Origin of the sequence: Labilithrix luteola, assembly GCF_001263205.1 — a bacterium.
In the GTDB taxonomy this organism is placed as follows: Bacteria; Myxococcota_A; Polyangia; order Polyangiales; family Polyangiaceae; genus Labilithrix; species Labilithrix luteola.
This window is the reverse complement of the sequence record NZ_CP012333.1, coordinates 6,742,702-6,761,247: the sequence shown is the minus strand read 5'-3', so window position 1 is coordinate 6,761,247 and position 18,546 is coordinate 6,742,702. Positions and strand designations below refer to the sequence as shown.

Annotated in this window: 15 protein-coding genes; 6 read left to right on the top strand and 9 right to left on the bottom strand. The window is 66.6% G+C overall.

Annotated features, from left to right (window positions below; genetic code table 11):
• Nucleotide 1: 1 nt before the first annotated feature.
• From AKJ09_RS29355 to AKJ09_RS53395, 5 genes are read right to left on the bottom strand one after another with little or no spacing between them, the layout of a single operon-like run.
• Nucleotides 2-1,252 carry a DUF4147 domain-containing protein gene (locus AKJ09_RS29355; protein WP_146651173.1) on the bottom strand — a complete coding sequence of 417 codons (1,251 nt, stop codon included), beginning with the start codon at nt 1,250-1,252 and terminating at the stop codon, nt 2-4.
• On the bottom strand, nt 1,249-1,893 hold the full coding sequence (locus AKJ09_RS29350; RefSeq protein ID WP_146651172.1) for a hypothetical protein: 645 nt from the start codon (nt 1,891-1,893) through the stop codon (nt 1,249-1,251). The genes AKJ09_RS29355 and AKJ09_RS29350 overlap by 4 nt, the downstream gene beginning before the upstream one ends.
• A complete protein-coding gene (locus AKJ09_RS29345) occupies nt 1,890-3,239 on the bottom strand; it encodes an HD domain-containing protein (RefSeq protein WP_146651171.1) in 1,350 nt (449 codons plus the stop codon). Before AKJ09_RS29345 ends, AKJ09_RS29350 begins: the two co-directional genes overlap by 4 nt.
• On the bottom strand, nt 3,236-4,588 hold the full coding sequence (locus tag AKJ09_RS29340) for a DNA methyltransferase (protein ID WP_169927967.1): 1,353 nt from the start codon (nt 4,586-4,588) through the stop codon (nt 3,236-3,238). Before AKJ09_RS29340 ends, AKJ09_RS29345 begins: the two co-directional genes overlap by 4 nt.
• Nucleotides 4,578-4,772, bottom strand: coding sequence for a hypothetical protein (locus tag AKJ09_RS53395; protein ID WP_169927966.1), 195 nt, complete (start codon nt 4,770-4,772; stop codon nt 4,578-4,580). The genes AKJ09_RS29340 and AKJ09_RS53395 overlap by 11 nt, the downstream gene beginning before the upstream one ends.
• A 211-nt stretch (nt 4,773-4,983) precedes the next feature.
• On the opposite strand from AKJ09_RS53395, the gene AKJ09_RS29335 reads away from it, so the two are divergent.
• Nucleotides 4,984-7,086, top strand: coding sequence for a hypothetical protein (locus AKJ09_RS29335; protein WP_146651169.1), 2,103 nt, complete (start codon nt 4,984-4,986; stop codon nt 7,084-7,086).
• A 168-nt stretch (nt 7,087-7,254) separates the two neighbouring features.
• Here the strand turns inward: AKJ09_RS29335 and lysA are convergent, their stop codons facing one another.
• Nucleotides 7,255-8,535, bottom strand: a complete 1,281-nt coding sequence (gene lysA / locus AKJ09_RS29330) for a diaminopimelate decarboxylase (RefSeq protein WP_146651168.1) — start codon at nt 8,533-8,535, stop codon at nt 7,255-7,257.
• A gap of 218 nt (nt 8,536-8,753) precedes the next feature.
• On the opposite strand from lysA, the gene pyk reads away from it, so the two are divergent.
• Nucleotides 8,754-10,163: a pyruvate kinase gene (gene pyk / locus AKJ09_RS29325; RefSeq protein ID WP_146651167.1), complete on the top strand. Its 1,410-nt coding sequence runs from the start codon at nt 8,754-8,756 to the stop codon at nt 10,161-10,163.
• A gap of 18 nt (nt 10,164-10,181) precedes the next feature.
• Here pyk and AKJ09_RS29320 read toward each other — a convergent pair whose 3' ends face one another.
• Nucleotides 10,182-11,918 carry a class I adenylate-forming enzyme family protein gene (locus tag AKJ09_RS29320; RefSeq protein WP_146651166.1) on the bottom strand — a complete coding sequence of 579 codons (1,737 nt, stop codon included), beginning with the start codon at nt 11,916-11,918 and terminating at the stop codon, nt 10,182-10,184.
• Nucleotides 11,919-11,950: 32 nt separating this feature from the next.
• Between AKJ09_RS29320 and AKJ09_RS29315 the strand changes: the two genes are divergently transcribed.
• Both AKJ09_RS29315 and nadA read left to right on the top strand, forming a co-directional pair.
• Entirely contained in the window at nt 11,951-12,376 is a 426-nt protein-coding gene (locus AKJ09_RS29315) for a PilZ domain-containing protein (protein WP_146651165.1), read from the top strand.
• Between the two features lie 91 nt (nt 12,377-12,467).
• Nucleotides 12,468-13,457, top strand: coding sequence for a quinolinate synthase NadA (gene nadA, locus AKJ09_RS29310; RefSeq protein WP_240488626.1), 990 nt, complete (start codon nt 12,468-12,470; stop codon nt 13,455-13,457).
• A 4-nt stretch (nt 13,458-13,461) separates the two neighbouring features.
• On the opposite strand, the gene AKJ09_RS29305 is transcribed toward nadA, so the two are convergent.
• Nucleotides 13,462-14,340, bottom strand: a complete 879-nt coding sequence (locus AKJ09_RS29305; protein ID WP_169927965.1) for a GAF domain-containing protein — start codon at nt 14,338-14,340, stop codon at nt 13,462-13,464.
• Between the two features lie 1,085 nt (nt 14,341-15,425).
• Between AKJ09_RS29305 and AKJ09_RS29300 the strand changes: the two genes are divergently transcribed.
• Nucleotides 15,426-16,235, top strand: coding sequence for an iron-containing redox enzyme family protein (locus tag AKJ09_RS29300; protein ID WP_146651163.1), 810 nt, complete (start codon nt 15,426-15,428; stop codon nt 16,233-16,235).
• A gap of 41 nt (nt 16,236-16,276) precedes the next feature.
• On the opposite strand, the gene AKJ09_RS29295 is transcribed toward AKJ09_RS29300, so the two are convergent.
• Nucleotides 16,277-17,185, bottom strand: coding sequence for a LysR family transcriptional regulator (locus AKJ09_RS29295; RefSeq protein ID WP_146651162.1), 909 nt, complete (start codon nt 17,183-17,185; stop codon nt 16,277-16,279).
• Nucleotides 17,186-17,377: 192 nt separating this feature from the next.
• Here AKJ09_RS29295 and AKJ09_RS29290 point away from each other — a divergent pair, with 192 nt between their 5' ends.
• Complete coding sequence (locus AKJ09_RS29290) at nt 17,378-18,436, top strand: SDR family oxidoreductase (RefSeq protein WP_146651161.1); 1,059 nt, start codon at nt 17,378-17,380, stop codon at nt 18,434-18,436.
• Nucleotides 18,437-18,546: the final 110 nt, after the last annotated feature.

Genomic DNA, 18,546 nt, shown 5'->3' with positions numbered 1-18,546 from the left:
CTCACGCGCGAGCGAGCAGGACGTGCAGATCGGCGAGGTTGTGGCCCGAAGGACCTTCGGGCAGGGCCGTCTCCACAGCACGATGAAGCTTGCCCGTGTCGAAGCGGGCAAGCGCATCGTCGAGCGCCCGAGCACCCGCGCGCACTGCGAAGTGCCCGTCGATGATGGCTCCGGACGTCCCGCTCGAGCCGTCGACACCGTCGGTCGCGAAGGCGAGGAAGAGCGCGCGACGGTGTAGCTCGCGTCCGACGAGCGCGGCGAGATGCGTCGAACGCCCTCCCCTGCCATCTCTCTTGGGCACGGTGACCGAGGGCTCGGCGGCGCGCACGAAGGCGGTGCCAGGACGCATGCGCTCGGCGAGCCGGACGTACGTTCGCGCCATCTCCTCCACCCCCGCTTGTGAAGGAGGAAGCACACGAACACCGAGCCCTCGCGCGTGAAGCGATTCGGCAACGACACGCGCGAGCCGCTCCGGCGAGGCCACGAAGTGTGCGCGAGCGCGGCGCGCCGCCGAGTCGGTCGGTCCCACGGTGCGCGTCAACGGAAGATTGGCAAAGGCGGGCGCGTGGCGGCGGAGAATTGCGCGCGCCTCCGTGAGCGACGATGGATCGGGAACGCTGGGCCCCGAGCCCACGTCGGAGAGAGTGCCGCCAACGACGTCGCTCGCCACGAGCGTGAGGACGTTGCTCGCACCTGCAGCACGCAGAAGACCGCCCCCCTTGATCCGCGAGAGATGCTTGCGGACGACGTTGATGTCTTGCACGGTGACCCCCGACGTGAGGAGCGCGCGCGCCACGGCGCGTTTCGTCCGAAGCGAGATCCCATTTGTGGGCGCACAAACGAGCGACGAGGCCCCGCCCGAAACCAGCACGAGCAACCCTCGGGAATCATCGGCCGCCGAGGCCGCGAGGGCCAGCGCGAGACGCCCCGCTCTCACGCTTCGTGCGTCGGGAAGTGGATGCGCCGAACGCACGAGGGTGACGTTCGCGAGCACGCGTGCGCGGCGTGCTTCGGAGATCAGAGCTTGCACGTCAGTCTCGTCGGGAACGACAACGAGACATCGTTCGACCTCACTTCCCCATTTCGCAATCGCACCGCGCGCCATCGACGCGGCGCCTTTTCCGATCGCGAGAACCCGAGGCATCGCCTGCTCCGGCAGGTGCTCCTCGACGAGCTCCGCGAGATCGAGTCGAGCGAGCGAGGCCCGAACGAGCTTCACGAGCGACGACGCCGTGAGCTCGCGTGCGCTCATCGCGGGGCGCGATCGTCGAAGTCGACCAGGTGCCCGCCGAAGACCTGCTGCCAGCCGACGACCAACATCAGGTACAGCGCGCGGTCGACCGGCCCCTGAATGGGCCCGCCCCCGAGTGCGTCGTTGCTCCAACGACAGCCGCCGTGCACCCCCACGAGGGGGCCCGTTGCGTTCGGAAAGATCGGAAGCTCGAGACCGAGCCCCGCCTGCAGCCCCGGTTTCGAGGCGAAATCGCCTCCCGCCGGCTGGAGGAAGACGGCGCCCAGCTCGAGCGCAAACGAGTCGAGCGTCAGATCGAAGTACGCGTTGCCCGTCTCGCGGCCCTGAAACCACCGCGCGAGAAACAGGGGCCGGAGCTCGATGCCGACGGCCAGAACCCTTCGAGGATCCGAGGCCGACCCGATCGCCGGGCCATCCTCGTACGTGGCGAAGAGCCCAGCCGTCGAGAGGTACCGAAAGCGCACGTCACCGGCGAGGCGCGGTGCGGTCGGGCCAAACGTGAGCCCCGCTGCGCCGACCGCCGCGACGTCCCCCTCGATGCGACCATGACTCGGATCGACCTCGGCGTCGCTCGCACGGGCAGCGCCGGCGAAGGCAAGAGAAGACGAGAACGCGAGGGCGACTGCGAAGCGAGGCTTCATGATCCGAGAACGCGCGTGATTTCCTCACGGAGCTCGGGCGCGAAGATGAGTCGCGTGCGCGAGAGCTCCTGGCCGGCGAGGCGGCCGAGAATGAAGGACACGTCTTTCAAGGGCCGTGCGGGCCCTTTGGCAAAGACGACCGTGAGAGGCTCCGCTTCGGCGACGGTGGATTGCGGAGGAATCGACCCCACGGCCGGACTCTTCTGCGCGTGCTTCTTCGAACCGAAGGGGAAGTCGGTCGCGACGTCGAGGCCGACGTAGATATCCGGATCGAAGCCCATCGTCCGCGCGACCTCGCGTGCCATTTCGTGCGCGCGCTCGCGCCCTTCGGGGAGCGCTTGGTCGCCGAAGAGCTCGTACGTCTTGAAGAGCGCACGAGACCGTACGCGGCGTGAGAGGTCTGCCAGGAGCGGATCGGGCCCCGACTCCCAGGCATGCATCGCGACGGAGAGGACGGCGTCGTCGAGCTCGAGGTAGTCGGCGAGCGAAGGAGGCTGGCCGTGCGCGGCCATCTCGATCGCACGCGGCGTGCCGGCGAGACGCTGGCCCTCCGCGATCACCGTGCTCGCGCGCGAGAGGACCTTGCGGATCATCCACTCGGCCGAGCGCGTCGCCTTGTGGAGGTACACCTGCTGGAACATGAAGAGGCGCGCGAGGATGAACGCTTCGATGGCCGGAAGGCCTTTCGCGCCATCGATGGCGAGGCCCGGCGCTGCGCCCTCTTTGCTCGGCGCGAAACGAAGGCTCCGGAACAGCCAATCGAGATCGAACACGCCGTAGCGAACGCCCGTCGAGTGGGCGTCGCGAAGGAGGTAGTCGCAACGATCGACGTCGAGCGTGCCGCTCACTGCGCGCGCGAGATAGGGCAGCGGGTGTTCGCCACGAACGAGCGCCGCGACGCGCTCCGGCATGTGCGGATCGATGCTCGACAGCACCGCGTTCACGCCGGTCGACGGATCGAGAACGATCTTCTCGGTCCACTCTTCGTGATGTGCAGTGCCCGGGATGGCATCTTCGAAGAGATGCGAGAGCGGCCCATGCCCAACGTCGTGGAGGAACGCCGCGGCGAGCGCGTCTTGTGCACGGTCGCTCGTGACCTGCTGCCAGAACGGAAGCTGGCCGTGGATCTGACGAAGACGCGCCAGCAGGAGTTTCATCACGTGCGCCGCACCGATGGCATGCGAGAAGCGCGTGTGCTCCGCGCCCGGAAAGGCCGCCGAGGCGACGCCCAGCTGCCGAATGCGACGGAGACGCTGAACCTCCGGCGTATCCATGAGGCGGGAAACGACCCTCTCCTCCTCCGACTCGAACGAGACGAGGCCGTGCACGGCGTCACGAAGAATCATGCGTCAACCTCACGTCCGGTGGATACGTCGATGGTCGACATGGCTCCGTCGTCTCCCCAGACACGAGCCTTTAGCCCGTGTCGATCGTGCGCGCCGGCAACGATCGCTTCACGGGATGCGGGAATCGCACGCGCGCCAGGCGTTCGCTCGGAGTGCCAAAGAGTCGTGAAGATGCCCTCGTCGAGCTCGCCGACCGACCACGCCAGAGGCTCGGCCGGTTCGAGGAGCTCGACGCGAACGCGATCGTCCTCGCCCGTCGATGCGTTCACACGCACCGCGATCGCTTTCGGCGCAGCGGTGGTGACGACGCGCTCGATGCGAACGCTCGCGCCTTCACGCATGAGGCGAGAGCGCTGCGTGGCGATTGCAATCGGGCTTCGATCGGAGAGAATTGCACGACGGCCCAGAGCATTCGCGGCAACGGCCGTGGTACCGCTTCCACCGAATGCGTCCACGACCAGGCCGCCCGGCGGCGTGGAGCACGCAACGATGCGCTCGAGAAGAGCGCGGGGCTTCTGCGTGGGATAACCGGTTCGCTCCGATGCGATGGCGTGCCTGAGCGGAGCCACGTCGGTCCACAAGGCATCGACCCGTCGCTCACGACACAACACGCCCTCGCCGTTCTTCACGAGGAAGTACTTGATGTAGACGCGACCGCTCGGCGTCCGATGGATACGACCTTCGGCTTCGAGCTTGGCGATCGATGCGTCGGTGTAGTCGCCGCGCGGAGCACTGGTGAACGGACGCCCTTGGTCGTCCCATCGGATCGACCCTTCGTCGATCGGCTCCAAGCGCGTAGGCGGCGTGAGAACGGCGTCTTTCTTTCCGTAGACGACGAGCGTGTCGAGCGTGCGCCCGAACTGACCACTCGTTGCTTGTCGGCCGAGATTCGGCGCTCGCCGCCAGACGATCTCGTTCATGAAGGCGTCGCGTCCCATGATCTCGTCGAGGATCGCGCGCACGAGATACGCCGCGCGCCAGTCGAGGTGCACCCAGATCGTGCCGCGCGAGCCGAGCAGACGAACGAGCGCGTCGAGGCGGGGCGCGAGCATGTCGAGGTACGCGCCGATGCCTCCGTCGCGCGACGACCAGGTGTCTTCATACGCAAGCGACCGAAGCACGCGACCGTCGGCGCGGCCATCGAGTCGTGCCTCCGCGACGTAGTCGCGATCGGAGGCGAACGGCGGATCGACGTAGACGAGGTCGACCTTGCCCGCGGTTCCTTCCGCCTCGAGCAGCGCGGCGAGGTCAAGCGCATCCCCATGAAGGAGACGGTGGGTGCCGTCGCCAGTTCGTTCGATCGGGGTCGCCTGCGGAGCGACAAGCTCTTCCGCAGGCTCATCCTTCATCCGCCACTGGCGCCCCGGCCACACGAGCTGCACGTCGCGCGGCGGCGCGACTGATGCTGACGATGAACGCGACGACGAGGTCCGGGTCGATGCGCGCGAGGACGAGCCGGACGGCGCTTCCGTATCGGCCGAAGAAGCCGATGAGATCGCTCGTGAAGCACGCACACCCATGCGCGGGCACCATATCACGCTAGGGCTGCTCGAAAGGTTCGCCCGACCCACGCGCGGTCGGCTCGACTCGAGAGCGCAAGAATGAGGAAGGTGAAGAAGAAGGAGAAGTAAGGCGACAGGTGTGAACACCTCACCGGCCACGCGAGCACATCACTCCCACCGACGTCGTTTCGAGCAAACGGCCGTGTGCAATCGCTGCACGATTGCGATAGAGTCCGGGGGATATGGTGGGGGTCAAGCCGCAATTGCCGCTCCGCCTAGTCGACATTTTGAAGGCGCTTCCGCCCGCCGAGCTGAACTCGCTCGTCGCGCGGCTCGGTATGCGCATCGACCCGGCGAAACGTCTCGATCCACCTCAGCAGGTGGCCCGCGCGCTGGTCGCGCTTCCTGATCTGCGCGATCCGGGTCGCCTGCCGCCTGCGAGTGTCGAGCTCATGCATCGCATCGCGGAGGCTCGGGGCACTCTCGTCGTCTCGGCCATGCCGCCGTCGCTCCAGCCGCTCATCGAGCGAGGCATCGTCTTCGCTCGCGCGCTCGGAAAGGGCCAGGTCGAGCTCCTTTTGCCGGCCGCCTACCTCGTCCAGCTGCGAGCGTGGGAGGGCGAAGATCCCCGAGGCATCCGCGCGCTGCTCGCGCAGGCCCCTTTCGAGACCGTCAGCGCCATCGCCGGCCATTACCTGGGTCGGCCGGCCACGCCGCCCATCGCGCTCTCCTTGGAGGCCGCGTGGGACATCCTCGGCGACACGTCGAAGCTCGAGGACGAGATCGAGAAGCTCTCCCCGACCGAACTCCGTGTCTTGGAGGGCGTCGAACAGCTCGGCGGCGAGGTGGATACGGAAGAGCTTCTCGAGCTTGAGCGCGAGCCGTTGCGGTTGAGGACCGCATCGGGGGCGACCCCCTCACGGCGCGGCGTCGGCTTCTCGCTCGAACGACGCGGCCTGCTCATTCCCGTGCACCCGAACCGCCACGTCGTTCCGACGGAAGTGGCGCAAATCATCGGTGCCACCCGCAACGCCGAACGCGAAGCGCGTCGCGAGCAGGTCCGCACGTTCGTGCTCGAGGGCGACCACGCCCCGCGTCGCGCCCGCTTCTCGCTCGATCCGGCTCCGTTCGCCATGGCGCTCGCCCTCGCCGTGCGTGAGCCCGGCAACGAATTCCGCCCCGGCATCGGTACGCCGAAGTCGCTCGTGGCCAAGCTTGCCACGCGCTTCGGTCGAGAGCCGTCCCAGGTCGCGATGCTCGTGGCGCTCTCGCGCGCCGTCGGACTTTGGGATGCGTCGGCGATCAGCCCAAGCGCTCCGCCCGGCTCGTTCGCACTGCACGATCTCGCTCGCCACCTGTTCTCGGCGTGGCGGCGCGGCGGCGCGTGGGACGAAGCGCGCTCCGAGCCCGAAGTCCTACGCCTCCCCGCCGAACAGCGCGACTCGAGTGCGAGCGGCGTCGTGCGCGATCTCGTCCTCGAAGCGCTGCGTGATCTCGGCGAGAGCCGCTGGATCCCGTGGCCTAGCCTCGAAGGATACCTCCGCACCGATCACCGCATTCCTGGTGTCGAGCGCCTGCTTCGCCGCTGGGCCGAGCGCGCATCGGTGGAAGCAGTCGAGCCGATGGAGGTCGCGCGTCGCGTCGTTCTCGAGAGCCTCCCGGCCCTCGGCATCCTCGATCTCGGGGAAGACGACGATGAAGAAGGCGGTACGCAGATCGCGCTGAGGCTCACGCCGCGCGGTCGCGCGCTCGTCTCCGACAAGGTGCCGGCGCCCGAAGCGGTCGATTCGAAGTTCCTCGACACGCACGTTCTGCGCCTCGGACCGAGCGCGAAGGTCAGCGCGATTCTCGGGCTCTTCGGCTTCGTCGATCTCGGGCGCGCGGCCGAGGCGCTCGACCTCATCGTCGCCCCCCAGACGCTCGCGCGCGCCCTGTCCGCAGGCTACGAGGCCGATGCGCTCCGAACGCGCATCGAGGCGCTCGCTCCCCTTCCCGAAGGTCTCTCGCGCACGCTCGCGCAAGCCAGCGTCGTCGTCGGGCGCGGTTCCTTCACGGCGGCGAGCGGCTTCCTCTGGGTCGACGACGCAAACATCCGCGAGCTGCTTCGCACGCGCCGTTCGACGTCCGAGCTCTTCTTGGAGCCGTCACCGCTCGGTGGACTCCTCGTGGGCCCGCAGGTCGACATGGACCGGCTCGTGCGCCGATGCCGAACCGTGGGCATCGAGGTCGTGGCCGAAGGCCAGATCCTGCGCGCGCGCTCGATGCCGCCGCCGGCGTCGTCGGGGCAGCATCGCAAGCCTTCGACGCGCATGTCGAAGGTCGACAAGGCGAAGGCCGGCGAATAGCCAGCCACGCGGGGGCCTTTGCCCGCCCCGACTGCCCGCGGCGGGTCGCCTTCGGCGCGTCGCGCCAAGAGCGCGACGAAGAACCCGCCGCTCGCCTCGTGGAGACCTACAGGCGTCTTGGTCTCTCACCGTGCGAGAAACCTGGCGCTTCCTCTCAAGTCGTGGGCGTCAGGCTGTTTCGGCGAGGCGCTCTTCGACCCAGGCCAGGAGCGGCTTGCGCGAGACGACCTGCGCGATGGCTCCGTCGCGCACGAAGACTTCCGCCGGGAGCGCGCGACCGTTGTAGCGGCTCGCCATCGAGTAGCCGTACGCGCCCGCATCGAGGATCGCGACGAGGTCGACCTCGCCTTCCGGCAGGTCGTGCATGCCGAAGTCGTCCGAGCTCTCGCAAACGGGACCGACGACGCGCCAGGGCCCGTTCACCGCGCCGCTGGGCATGTGCACCGGCACGATGCGATGGCGCGCCTGGTAAAGTGCAGGGCGGAGCAGATCGTTCATGCCCGCATCGATGATCGTCCAGCGCCGCTGCCCTGCCCCAGCCTTGCGCTGAATGACCCGCGAGAGCACCACGCCGTGCGCGGCCACGAGCGCGCGCCCCGGCTCACAGCCCAGCATGAGGTCGTCGAGACCGAACTCGCGCTGCAGGACGCGCGTGGCACGGATGAAGTCCGCAGGGCGGACCGCACAACCGTCGCCGTAGTCGATGCCGAAACCTCCGCCGGAGTCGACGAACGCGAGCGGAAAACGCGTACGAACCTCGCGTGCGAGGCCGAAGAGCGTCTTCGCGCCGGCCAGGTACGGATCGAGCGTCGTGAACTGCGAGCCGACGTGCGCGTTCAGACCGACGAGGCGAAGCGACGGTGAGCGCGCGATGACGTCGAGCGCATCGCCGATGCGGCTGACCGCAACGCCGAACTTGGCGTCGTCGTGACCGGTCGCGATGTAGCTGTGCGTGTCGAGTGCCTCGGCGTCCACACCGGGGTTGATGCGAATGGACACCGACGCCACCCGCGACGCGGCCGTGGCTCGTGCCGCGATGCGCGCGAGCTCTTCGACGCTCTCGGCGACGATTGCCTTGATGCCGTTCGCGCCTACCGCGAGGGCGAGGTCGAGCTCTTCGTCCGACTTGGCAACGCCACTGTAGACGATGCGTCCGGCGTCGATCCCGCATCGATGGGCGAGCTCGAGCTCCGCTCCGCTCACCACGTCGGCCCCGCAGCCCTCCGCAGCGAGGGTGCGGATGATCGTCGGCGCCGAATTGGCTTTCACCGCGTAGTGCACGACGTGCGGGGCAGCCTCGAACGCGGCGTGGAGCTCACGTGCTTCGTTCGCGATGGCGTCGAGGTCGTAGACGTACGAGGGCGTGCCGGCGCGAGAGTCCGCGGCAACCTCTGCGAGAGAGACGCCACCGAGCGCGAGGGTTCCATCAGCACGACGCGTAACGGGCATGGTTGGTGCTCAATCCAGAGCGAGAGCTAGAAGAGACAAAATCGAAGCTCGATGCGTTGCTCGAAACCCGCGGAACGCGACCCCGAGCGCGTCGCAGCGGCGGTCCGACGCGACGCGGCGATGACTTACGGCAGGGGGGTCGAAAACTCAAGTCGGCATCGATGTTGTTCGCTGAGCTTGCCAACCCCGCTTCCTTGTTTGATTCTGCCCTAGAAACAATGGTCATTCGTCGCTCGAAGCTCATCTGCACGCTCGGCCCCGCCTGCGACACCGTCGAAGGTTTGAAGGAGCTGATCGCAGCGGGCATGGACGTCGCGCGCTTCAACTTCTCGCACGGCACCCACGAAGAACACGGCGCACGTCTCGCGCGACTTCGTCAGGCGAGCGCCGAGATGAAGAAGCCCATCGCCGTCCTCCAAGATCTCTGCGGGCCCAAGATCCGCACCGGAAAGTTCACCGCTCCCTTCGAGCTGAAGACCGGCTCCGAGATCACCCTCGTCGAAGGCGACGGCATCGGTGACGAGGTGACGATCCCCATCACCTACGAGGGGCTCGCAGCCGACGTTCGCCTCGGCGATCGCATCATGTTCGACGACGGGCGCATCGTGCTCGGCGTCACGGCCATCGAGGCGGCGAAGGTCCGCGTGAAGGTCACGCAAGGCGGCGGCATGCGCAGCCGTGTCGGCGTGCACCTTCCTACGCGCACGCTGCGCATCTCCGCGCTAACCGAGAAGGACAAGGAGGACTTGGGCTTCGGTCTTTCGATGGGCGTCGACTACGTGGCGCTCTCGTTCGTCCGCCGCGCCGAGGACCTGCGCCTCGTTCGCGAGATCTGCCAGGAGTGGGGCAAGCCCACGCCGATCGTCGCGAAGATCGAGACGCCCGACGCCGTCGAGAACCTCGAGAGCGTCGTCGCGGCTTCCGATGCCGTGATGGTCGCGCGCGGTGACCTCGGCGTCGAGTTCCCGCCGGAGCGCGTGCCGGTCATCCAGCGCCAGATCCTGCTCGTTGCGCGCCGCGTGCGGAGGCCGGTCATCGTCGCGACGGAGATGCTCCAGTCGATGACGAAGAGCACGCGCCCGACGCGCGCCGAAGCGAGCGACGTCGCCAACGCGGTTCTCGCCGGCGCCGACTGCGTCATGCTCTCCGGCGAGACCGCCAACGGTGACTTTCCCAACCTCGCCACCAGCATGATGAGCGCGATCGCCATCGAGGCGGAAAAGAGCCCGTTCTTCGAGACCGCGCCGTATGCCACGCGCGCCACCAGCGTGGCCGAAGCGATCGCGCGCGGTGCGGTAAACACGGCGCGCGAGATCGGCGCCAAGTACCTCGTGGCCTTCACCGAGTCGGGTTCGAGCGCGATGAACGTGAGCCTCGCGAGGCCGCCGATGCCCATCGTCGCGTTCTCGCCGAACGCGCAGACGCGGCGACGCATGGCGCTGCTCTGGGGCGTCATCCCGCGTGAGCTGCCCTCGCTCAAAGACACCGACGCTCTCGTCGATTGGGTCACCGGCGATCTCATGGCCAACGGTCTCGCCTCCCCGGGCGAACGCGTGGTCATCGTGTTCGGCGCGCCGCTCGGCGTCAGCGGAAGCACGAATTCGATTCGCGTCCACGTGATCGGCTGATTCGCGGACGGGGCGGCTCTAGGTCCGTGCGCGGAGTTCGCGCTTCAGGACCTTGCCCGTCGGGTTTCGCGGCAACGCGTCGACGAACACGAAGTCGCGCGGAATCTTCGGCCCCGCCAGTCGTTCACGTGCAAACGTCTTGAGGACGCCCTCGTCTACGCTCGCCCCCGGTCGCAAGACCACGAAGGCGCGCACGCGCTCGCCCCACTCGCGATCGGGTATGCCGACGACCGCGACCTCGATCACGTCGGGGTGGGCTTCGAGCACGCCCTCGACCTCTGCGGGGTAGACGTTGACGCCACCGGTGATGACCATGTCGCGCTTGCGACCTTCGATGAAGTAGCGCCCGTCGTGGTCCTGCCTCGCGAGGTCACCGACGCTGAAATAGCCGTCGTGCATGCTCGCGCGCGTGGCCGCTTCGTCGTGGTGATAGCCGGCGACGAGGAGCTTGTTCTTCACGAAGAGCTCGCCAACCTCGCCCTGCGCGACCTCTCGTCCGTCATCGGTCAGCAAGCGGATGTCGTTGCCGGGAACCGCCTTGCCGATCGTCCCGGGAGCGGCGCGCAAATCCGCGGGCTTCGCCAGGGTGACGAGCCCGGTCTCGGTGGCGCCGTAGAAGTTGAAGACGACGTCGCCGAAGCGATCCATGAAGTCGATCGCGAGCGGCGCGGGCAGCGGCGCGCCACCAGAAAACACGATCCGCAGCGACCGCGGATCGTGCGCTTGCTTCGTCTCTTCGGGCAGGTCGAGAATGCGCTGCATCATCGTCGGAACGACCGCGGTGGTCGTCACCCGGTGACGCTCGACGAGCTCGAGGAACGTCTCGGGCTTGAACTCGTCCATCAGGACGATCGTGTTGCCGAGCAGCAGCGACAGCGCCATGAACCCGAACGCCGTCGAGTGGTAAAGCGGACACGCGACGAGGTGGACGTCGTCCGTGCGCATGGGCGTCTCGTTGATGAAACGAAACGCCGCCTGCATGGTGTCTTTGGGGAACTTGCGAACCGCGCCCTTCGGCTTCCCGGTCGTCCCCGACGTGTAGATGATGACGGCCGCTTCTTCGTCGACCAGCGCGTCGGGCCCCGACGTGTGCCCCGACGTGTGCCCCGACGTGTGATTGGGGACCTCGAACAGCGCCTCGAACGACAGAGCACCAGGCGGCGCCGGCGAGCCGGTGACGAAGACGTTCTTCAGGAACTCCGGTGAGAGCTCGGCTCGTGCGGCCTCGATGGTCGGGAGGAGCTCGGGCTCGGTGAGGATGCCGACGGCCCCTGAGTCGTTCACGAGAAACGCGAGCTCCTGAGGGGTCGAACGCCACGAGATGCTGACCGCCGCGGCGCCAACCCGCGCAGTCGCGGCACCGAGCTGGACGAACTCGGCGCGGTTCTTCGTCATCACGATGATGCTCTTGCCCCGCGAAATGCCGCGAGCTTCGAGCCCGGCCGCGAGCTGATCGACCAGGGCATCGAGCTGTTTCCACGTCCAGCGTCGCCCCCGCCAGACGAGGGCGAGTTTGTTCGGCGTGTTCGTGGCGTGGAGCCGATAGATGAGCGAAGGGTTCTGCGAGCCACTCCGCAGGATGCGTACGAGCTCGGTGGCGCCGGGCCACGTGAGCGCCCAGACGAGGCCGCTTCCGTTGCCGAGTTTCGCCGCGGTCGTGACTCTGTCTTTGGCTTCCTCGACGATCCCGAGCGCCCCGCCAAGCACGTTGCCGAGAACACGGCCGCGCTGGCCTCCCCGGAAGACGTTGCCCATGGCCGGCAATCTATCAGGTATCCTCCCCCTCGATGCCGGAAGCGAACGACGACCGCCGCACGGACGACCGCGCCCCCATCACGCTGCGCGTCGACTACAAGCGCCTCAACACGTTCTTCGCGGACTACACCAAGAACATCTCGAAGGGCGGCACGTTCATTCGAACCACGCGACCGCTCGAGGTCGGCACGGAGTTCATGTTCGTCCTCACCGTTCCCGCGGTGAGCCCGAGCGGCGCAGGCGCCGAGGGCGCGGACATCGTCAAGATCGAGCTCGCAGGCATCGTGAAGTGGGTCGTTCGCGAAATCGACGCCACCGACGAGAAGCCGGCCGGGATGGGCATCCAGTTCGTGTTCGCCGAAGACAAGGACCGGCGAAAGATCGAGGACATGGTCGCCGGCATGATGAGCGAGGCGCTCGGCGCTCGGCTGACACAGAAACTGCTGGGTTCGCGGTAGGCCTGCGCGGGTCTACCGGCTCTGCCCTGCCCTCGTGCATGGCTCGACCGCACTTTACCGGGCGGCTTGGCGGCCCTAGGGTAAGGGCATCATGATGACTCGGACGCTGCCCATCGCCGGGCGCGCTGCTCCCACGACCTCCGCGCCCATCGATCCGTCGCTCGACCTCGAGGACGAGATCGCTCGGCTCAAGAAGGAGCGCAACGCCGTCATCCTTGCGCACTACTACCAGGACAGCGACATCCAGGACGTCGCCGACTTCATCGGTGACTCCCTGCAGCTCGCGCAGGCCGCGGCAACGACCAAAGCCGACGTCATCTGCTTCGCGGGCGTGCACTTCATGGCCGAGACCGCGAAGATCCTGAACCCCGACCGCATCGTCGTCATTCCGGACCTGGAAGCGGGCTGCTCGCTCGCTTCGGGCGCGCCCGCGGAGAAGGTGGCGGCGTGGAAAGCGCGATATCCGGGCTCCGTCTTGGTCAGTTACATCAACTGCACGGCGGCCGTGAAAGCGCTGTCCGATTACATCGTGACGTCGTCGAATGCCGAGAAGATCGTCTCGCACATCCCGGCGGACAAGACCGTGCTCTTCGCGCCCGACAAGAACCTGGGCGGCTACCTGAACAAGAAGCTCGGTCGCAACATGGTCCTCTGGCCGGGCACCTGCATCGTCCACGACACCTTCAGCGAGCGGAAGATCGCGGGACTGAAGGTTCGTCACCCGGACGCGTTGGTCCTCGCGCACCCCGAATGCGAAGACGTGGTGTTGCGAATGGCCGACTACGTCGGCTCGACGACGGGCATCCTCAACTTCGCCACGAAGAGCGACAAGCGTGAGTTCATCGTCGCGACCGAGCCCGGCATCTTGCACCAGATGACCAAGGCCGCTCCGGACAAGACCTTCATCCCTGCCCCGCCAGAGGCGAACTGCGCATGCAACGAATGCCCGCACATGAAGAAGAACTCGCTCGAGAAGGTCTACCTCTCGCTGCGTGATCTCGAGCCCCGCCTGGAGATGGACAGCGCGCTCATGACGGCCGCCAAGGTTCCCATCGACCGGATGCTGGAGCTCTCGAAGTAACGATTCAGCCGTTGTTGTTGCTGCGGCGCCCGCGTGCCGTCGACGCAGTGAGATCGAGCATGCGCGTGGATCCCGTCAGGTACTGGGTACTGACGGGATGCACGACGTTGCGTAGCTGCATGGTCACGTACTTGATCTCGTCGGACGCCTCGTAGGCAACCGTCAGATCGTCGGCGGACTCCGCATCGCCGGAGGCGCAGCGCTTGATGAGGCGATTCAGCCGAAGCTGGAGAACCGTGAGCGGGTTGTTGATCTCGTGACTGACGGTCGCCGTCGCCTCGAGCATGGTCTGGAGGCGCACGGCCCGCAGGCGCTCTTCCTCGAGTGCCTCCACGATGGAAAGCCGCTCGGCGAGCATCCGCGCGTGGGCGGCCAGGGCCTCGCGCTGCTCTTCGCGTTCGAACTCCAGAACCGCGAGTCGCGCGAGGACGGTGAGCGTCTGCTCGTGCGCTGCCGTGGACGTTCGCTGGATCGTGTCGGCGGCGGCGAGCGTTCCCCAGATCGTTCCGTCGCTCCGGCGCAGCGGAACACCGATGTACGAACGGAGACCGAGACGCTTGCAGGCCGGGAGATTGCGGAAGACCGGATGCAGATCGAGGTCGGACTCGCGCAGCGGCATGGCCGAGCGCGTGACGTAATCGCACGGCATTTCGCTGGCGGGCAGCACCAAGCCGGCGTCGATACCGAGGCCCACGCCGTCGAACGCCTCGAGGACGGTCAGCGTGTTCGTCGCCTGTTCGACCCGCGTGAGAACGCAGACGCGCATGCCCACGATCTCGTGGATCAGGCCGAAAATTGCCTGGGCAGCTTCGCGCGCATCGCTGAATCCGTGCAGGGCCACGGCCTCTACTGCGCTCGTCTGAGTGACCTCCAACGCGGCCATCGTCTTCCCCCTTCGTCGATTCCGGAGCCCGAGATTCGGGCAGGCCCCATCATATAGACACACGATCGCGCACCAGCCACCCCGAAGCCGCATATTCGGCTCACTCCGCGAGCGGTCGACCTGACCATGAGGGCGGAATGTCTCACGAAGCGGCCCTTCGCCGCATGCATGCAGATCGCATCCGATCCAGGACGTGTGATCGCACGCGACCGCGCCGGGGCTTTTGCCAGCGTCTGCGACGCCTTGGCCAATGTCAGTCCGGTCTGGTCAATGTCCGTCAGTCCGGGTCCCTCGGCGGCCAAGGTCACTGTCGGTCGGATCTCGCTCACCTGCGCCCTCGGCGGCCTGGTCACTGTCGGTCGGATCTCGGTCACCTCTCGGCGGCCAAGGTCACTGTCAGTCGGATCTCGGTCGCCCGCGGGTCAATGTCGGTCGGGTCTCGGTCACCCGGGGGTCACTGTCGGTCGGGTCTCGGTCACTGTCGGTCGGGTCTCGAGACGCGACTGCGGCGGCTTGGTCAATGTCGGTCGGACCTGGGGAGCCGGTGGGCGGTGGGATCGGACACCGCGGCTCCGTGCCTGCCGGCTCGCCCGCCGTCGCTTGATCGTGGGGGTCGCGTGTCGTTTTCGACCATGCGCTCTACCGCCAAGTTTGCCAACGATCGACGCATCTGGGGTCGTGATTGACTTTGATCCGCAAACCCATGTTTCATTGAGATTCGGGGCGGATCGAAAGCAGAGCGGGGGTCTCGCGGCGCTGCGTAGCGGCACGTAGAGAGTCGTCGTGTGGCGGGTCAGAGGTGACGCGCAAAAGCCGTATTGGACAGCGTGTTTGACTCTACTGGCGATCGCGTATCGAGGCGTAGGTTCGGCGGCCAAGCCCGCAAGAATTGACCATGAATTGAATGAAGCGACCCGCGTTCACCTCTCACACTGACGAACACTTATTTTGATTATTTCGTCACGCGACGAATCGTCTCCTGCGAAATCGAGTCAATATTGAAATTGGCAAGACTGGAAGATCACACTTCCACGACAGCCTCACCCTCAAAGGTGCAGTTGACCACAGCGACACGGGGGCACTTCATGGAACACTTCAAGAGTCCGTACAGTTCGGTCGACTTCGTCAGCAGCCGCGCCATCGAGAACGAGAGGTTCTTCCGCGATGTTCTTCGTAATGCGAAGACGCATCGCTTCTTCGCGCATCCTTTCATGTCGACGTTCGAGCGGCAAAATCCGTCGGCTGGAGTCGTTTCGTTCGTCCTCACGAGCTTCTACAAGATCGTCACCCCCTTCACGGGCCTGCTCTGCTCGCTCGGCGGCCGTGCGCCGAACTTGAGGGCGCGGTTCGCGTTGATGGACAACATCTACGAGGAGATGGGCTGCGGTGACCTCTCGGCCTGCCATCCGAGCATGTATCTCAAGATGCTCGACTCGATTGGTGTAAGCGAAGCCACGGCGGACGCAATGCCGACGCTTCCGTCGATCCTTCGCATCAACGAACACCTCCACGACGTCGTCCAGCGCCAGTCGTTCGCCGTTGCGTGCGCCGTGCTCGCGTCGGCCGAAGCGACGATCCCGCCGAGCTTCCCGGTCCTTGCCGCGGTCGCGAAGCGCGCCTTCCCGCACGTCGACATGGACTTCTTCGATCGCCACGGACCTCGTGACGAAGGGCACTCGGACGATGCCACGATGCTCTTCGCCGTCACGGCCGACAGCTCGATGTACGCCGCCGTCGAAGCCGGTGTGAAGCTCGACCTCGACTTCCGCGCCGAGCTCTTCGACGAGTGGATGACCGCCCTCAACGACAGCACCACGCGCCGCGTGAGCGAACGCCCGGCCCGCCCGCTCAGCGTGCGGCCCCCGGCACGCGACAGCGTCGCGCCTCCTGGCTGACGCCACCGAACCTCGCCCCTCGCATGACCCTCGGGGGGGGGTCAGCGGAGGTGAACGTTCTCGACGAGAAAATCCAGAAACGCTCGGACGCGCGAAGGAAGGCGCGACGCAGAGCCGACGAAGACCGCGTGGATGGGTTCGGTCTCCCGGGTACTGAAGGATTCGAGAAGCGGTACGAGGCGCCCGGCTTCGATGTCGCCGACCACCTGAAAGCTCGCCAGACGCGCGATTCCGAGGCCGGCGAGCGCGAGCGAGCGCATCGCCTCACCGTCGCTGACGAGCGCATTTCCCGCGGCGGAGACGACCTTCGAAACGCCGGACGGCGTGAGGAACGGCCAGCCGTCACGGTGCCGTGCAAAACAGAAGTCGAGCCGGTTGTGCCCCTCGAGATCCTCGGGCGTTCGCGGCGTGCCTCGTGACGCGAGATACGCGGGAGACGCCACCACGACCATCCGGCTCTCTCCGAGCTTCCTCGCGACGAGAAACGACTCTCGCAGCGGTCCTGTTCGGATCGCAACGTCGGCGGGGACTTCGAGGAGATCGACGATGGCGTCGGTAAGGACGACGTCGACCGTGATGTCGGGATTCTTCGCGAGGAACTTCGGAAGCGCGGGCAGCAGGCAGTGATGTCCGAAGGGGATGTTGCTGTTCACGCGTAGCTTGCCGCGCGGCGCCGTCCCCGAGGCCACTGCGCGCTCGGCCGCGTCCATCTCCTCGAGGATGCGCACGCTACGCTCGAAGAAGGTCGATCCTTCCGGCGTCAGACGGAGCTTGCGCGTGGAGCGCGCGAAGAGACGCACACCGAGCCGCTCCTCGAGGCGCGCGACGAGCTTACTGACGGCGGAGGGCGTCATCCGCAGCGCTCGGGCAGCGGCGGAGAAATCGCCCAGCTCCACGACGCGCACGAACGTCGCCATCTCTCCGGAACGGTTGACGTCATTGCGCGCCAAAGCTCGACCTTCCTTCCCCCTTTCCTTCGAGCGCTCGCGAGAGCTCAGGAGAGCTCACGAGAGGGGGCTCCTCGCGTATGAACTCGATTCACACGATCTGTTCCTGCGCCGACTCTAGTGCACGGCCGAGGCAACGGCCATTTTTGCCTTCGTTCGATGAGAAGCGCGGACCGCGCAAAGGACGGAGCAACCATGAGCACGAGTGACAAGGTGGCGCTGGTGATCGGCGCCCAGGGTGTGATCGGCAGAAACCTCGTCGACCATCTGGCGAGCCTGGACGACTGGAAGGTCATCGGCGTTTCGCGGCGCGAATCGAGCTCGACCGGACGCGTCTTCCACGTCTCGGCGGACCTGCTCGACGCGAACGACACGCGACGAAAGCTCGGCGCGCTCGGGGACGTAACGCACGTGTTCTACGCCGCCTACCAGGACAGGCCAACGTGGGCAGAGCTCGTCCCGCCGAACGTCGCGATGCTGCGCAACGTGCTCGACGCCGTCGAGCCGACCGCACGAAGGCTCCAGCACGTGAGCCTCATGCAAGGCTACAAGGTCTACGGCGCGCATCTCGGGCCGTTCAAGACGCCGGCGCGGGAGAGCGACCCGCCCCACATGCCGCCGGAGTTCAACGTCGATCAGCAGGCGTTGCTCGAGAGCCGTGCGGCGGGGAGAGCGTGGAGTTGGTCGGCGATCCGACCGTCGGTCGTGAGCGGATTCGCGCTCGGCAATCCGATGAATCTCTCGATGGCCATCGCCGTCTACGCATCGATCTCCAAGGAGCTCGGCATTCCGCTTCGTTTCCCCGGCAGGGCCGGGGCGTACGACAAGCTTCTCGAAATGACCGACGCCGGCCTGCTTGCGCGCGCAACGGTTTGGGCCGCCACGAACGAGCGCGCCGCGAACCAGGCGTTCAACGTCAACAACGGCGACCTGTTCCGCTGGAACGAGATGTGGCCGAAGATTGGTCGCTGGTTCGACCTCGAAGTCGCTCCGCCGCTGCCGATGTCGCTCGACGTCGTGATGGCCGACAAGGAGCCACTCTGGAACTCCATGATCGAGAAGTATGGACTCGCGTCGACACCGTATCGCGACGTGTCGTCGTGGCGCTTCGCCGACTTCGTGTTCTCGTGGGACTACGACATGTTCGCGGATGGAACGAAGGCTCGGCGCTTCGGCTTCCACGAGTTCGTCGACACGAGCGCGATGTTCGAAGGGATGTTCGACGACCTGCGCAAGCGTCGCGTCATTCCTTGAACTTCCGCTGACGGCCTGCGCTGGAGCGATCGTTCTTGAACGAGTACTGCCGGACAGGACGAGTATTTTCCGCCTCACGATCGTTTCTTCGCGGAACACCTGCGACCTCG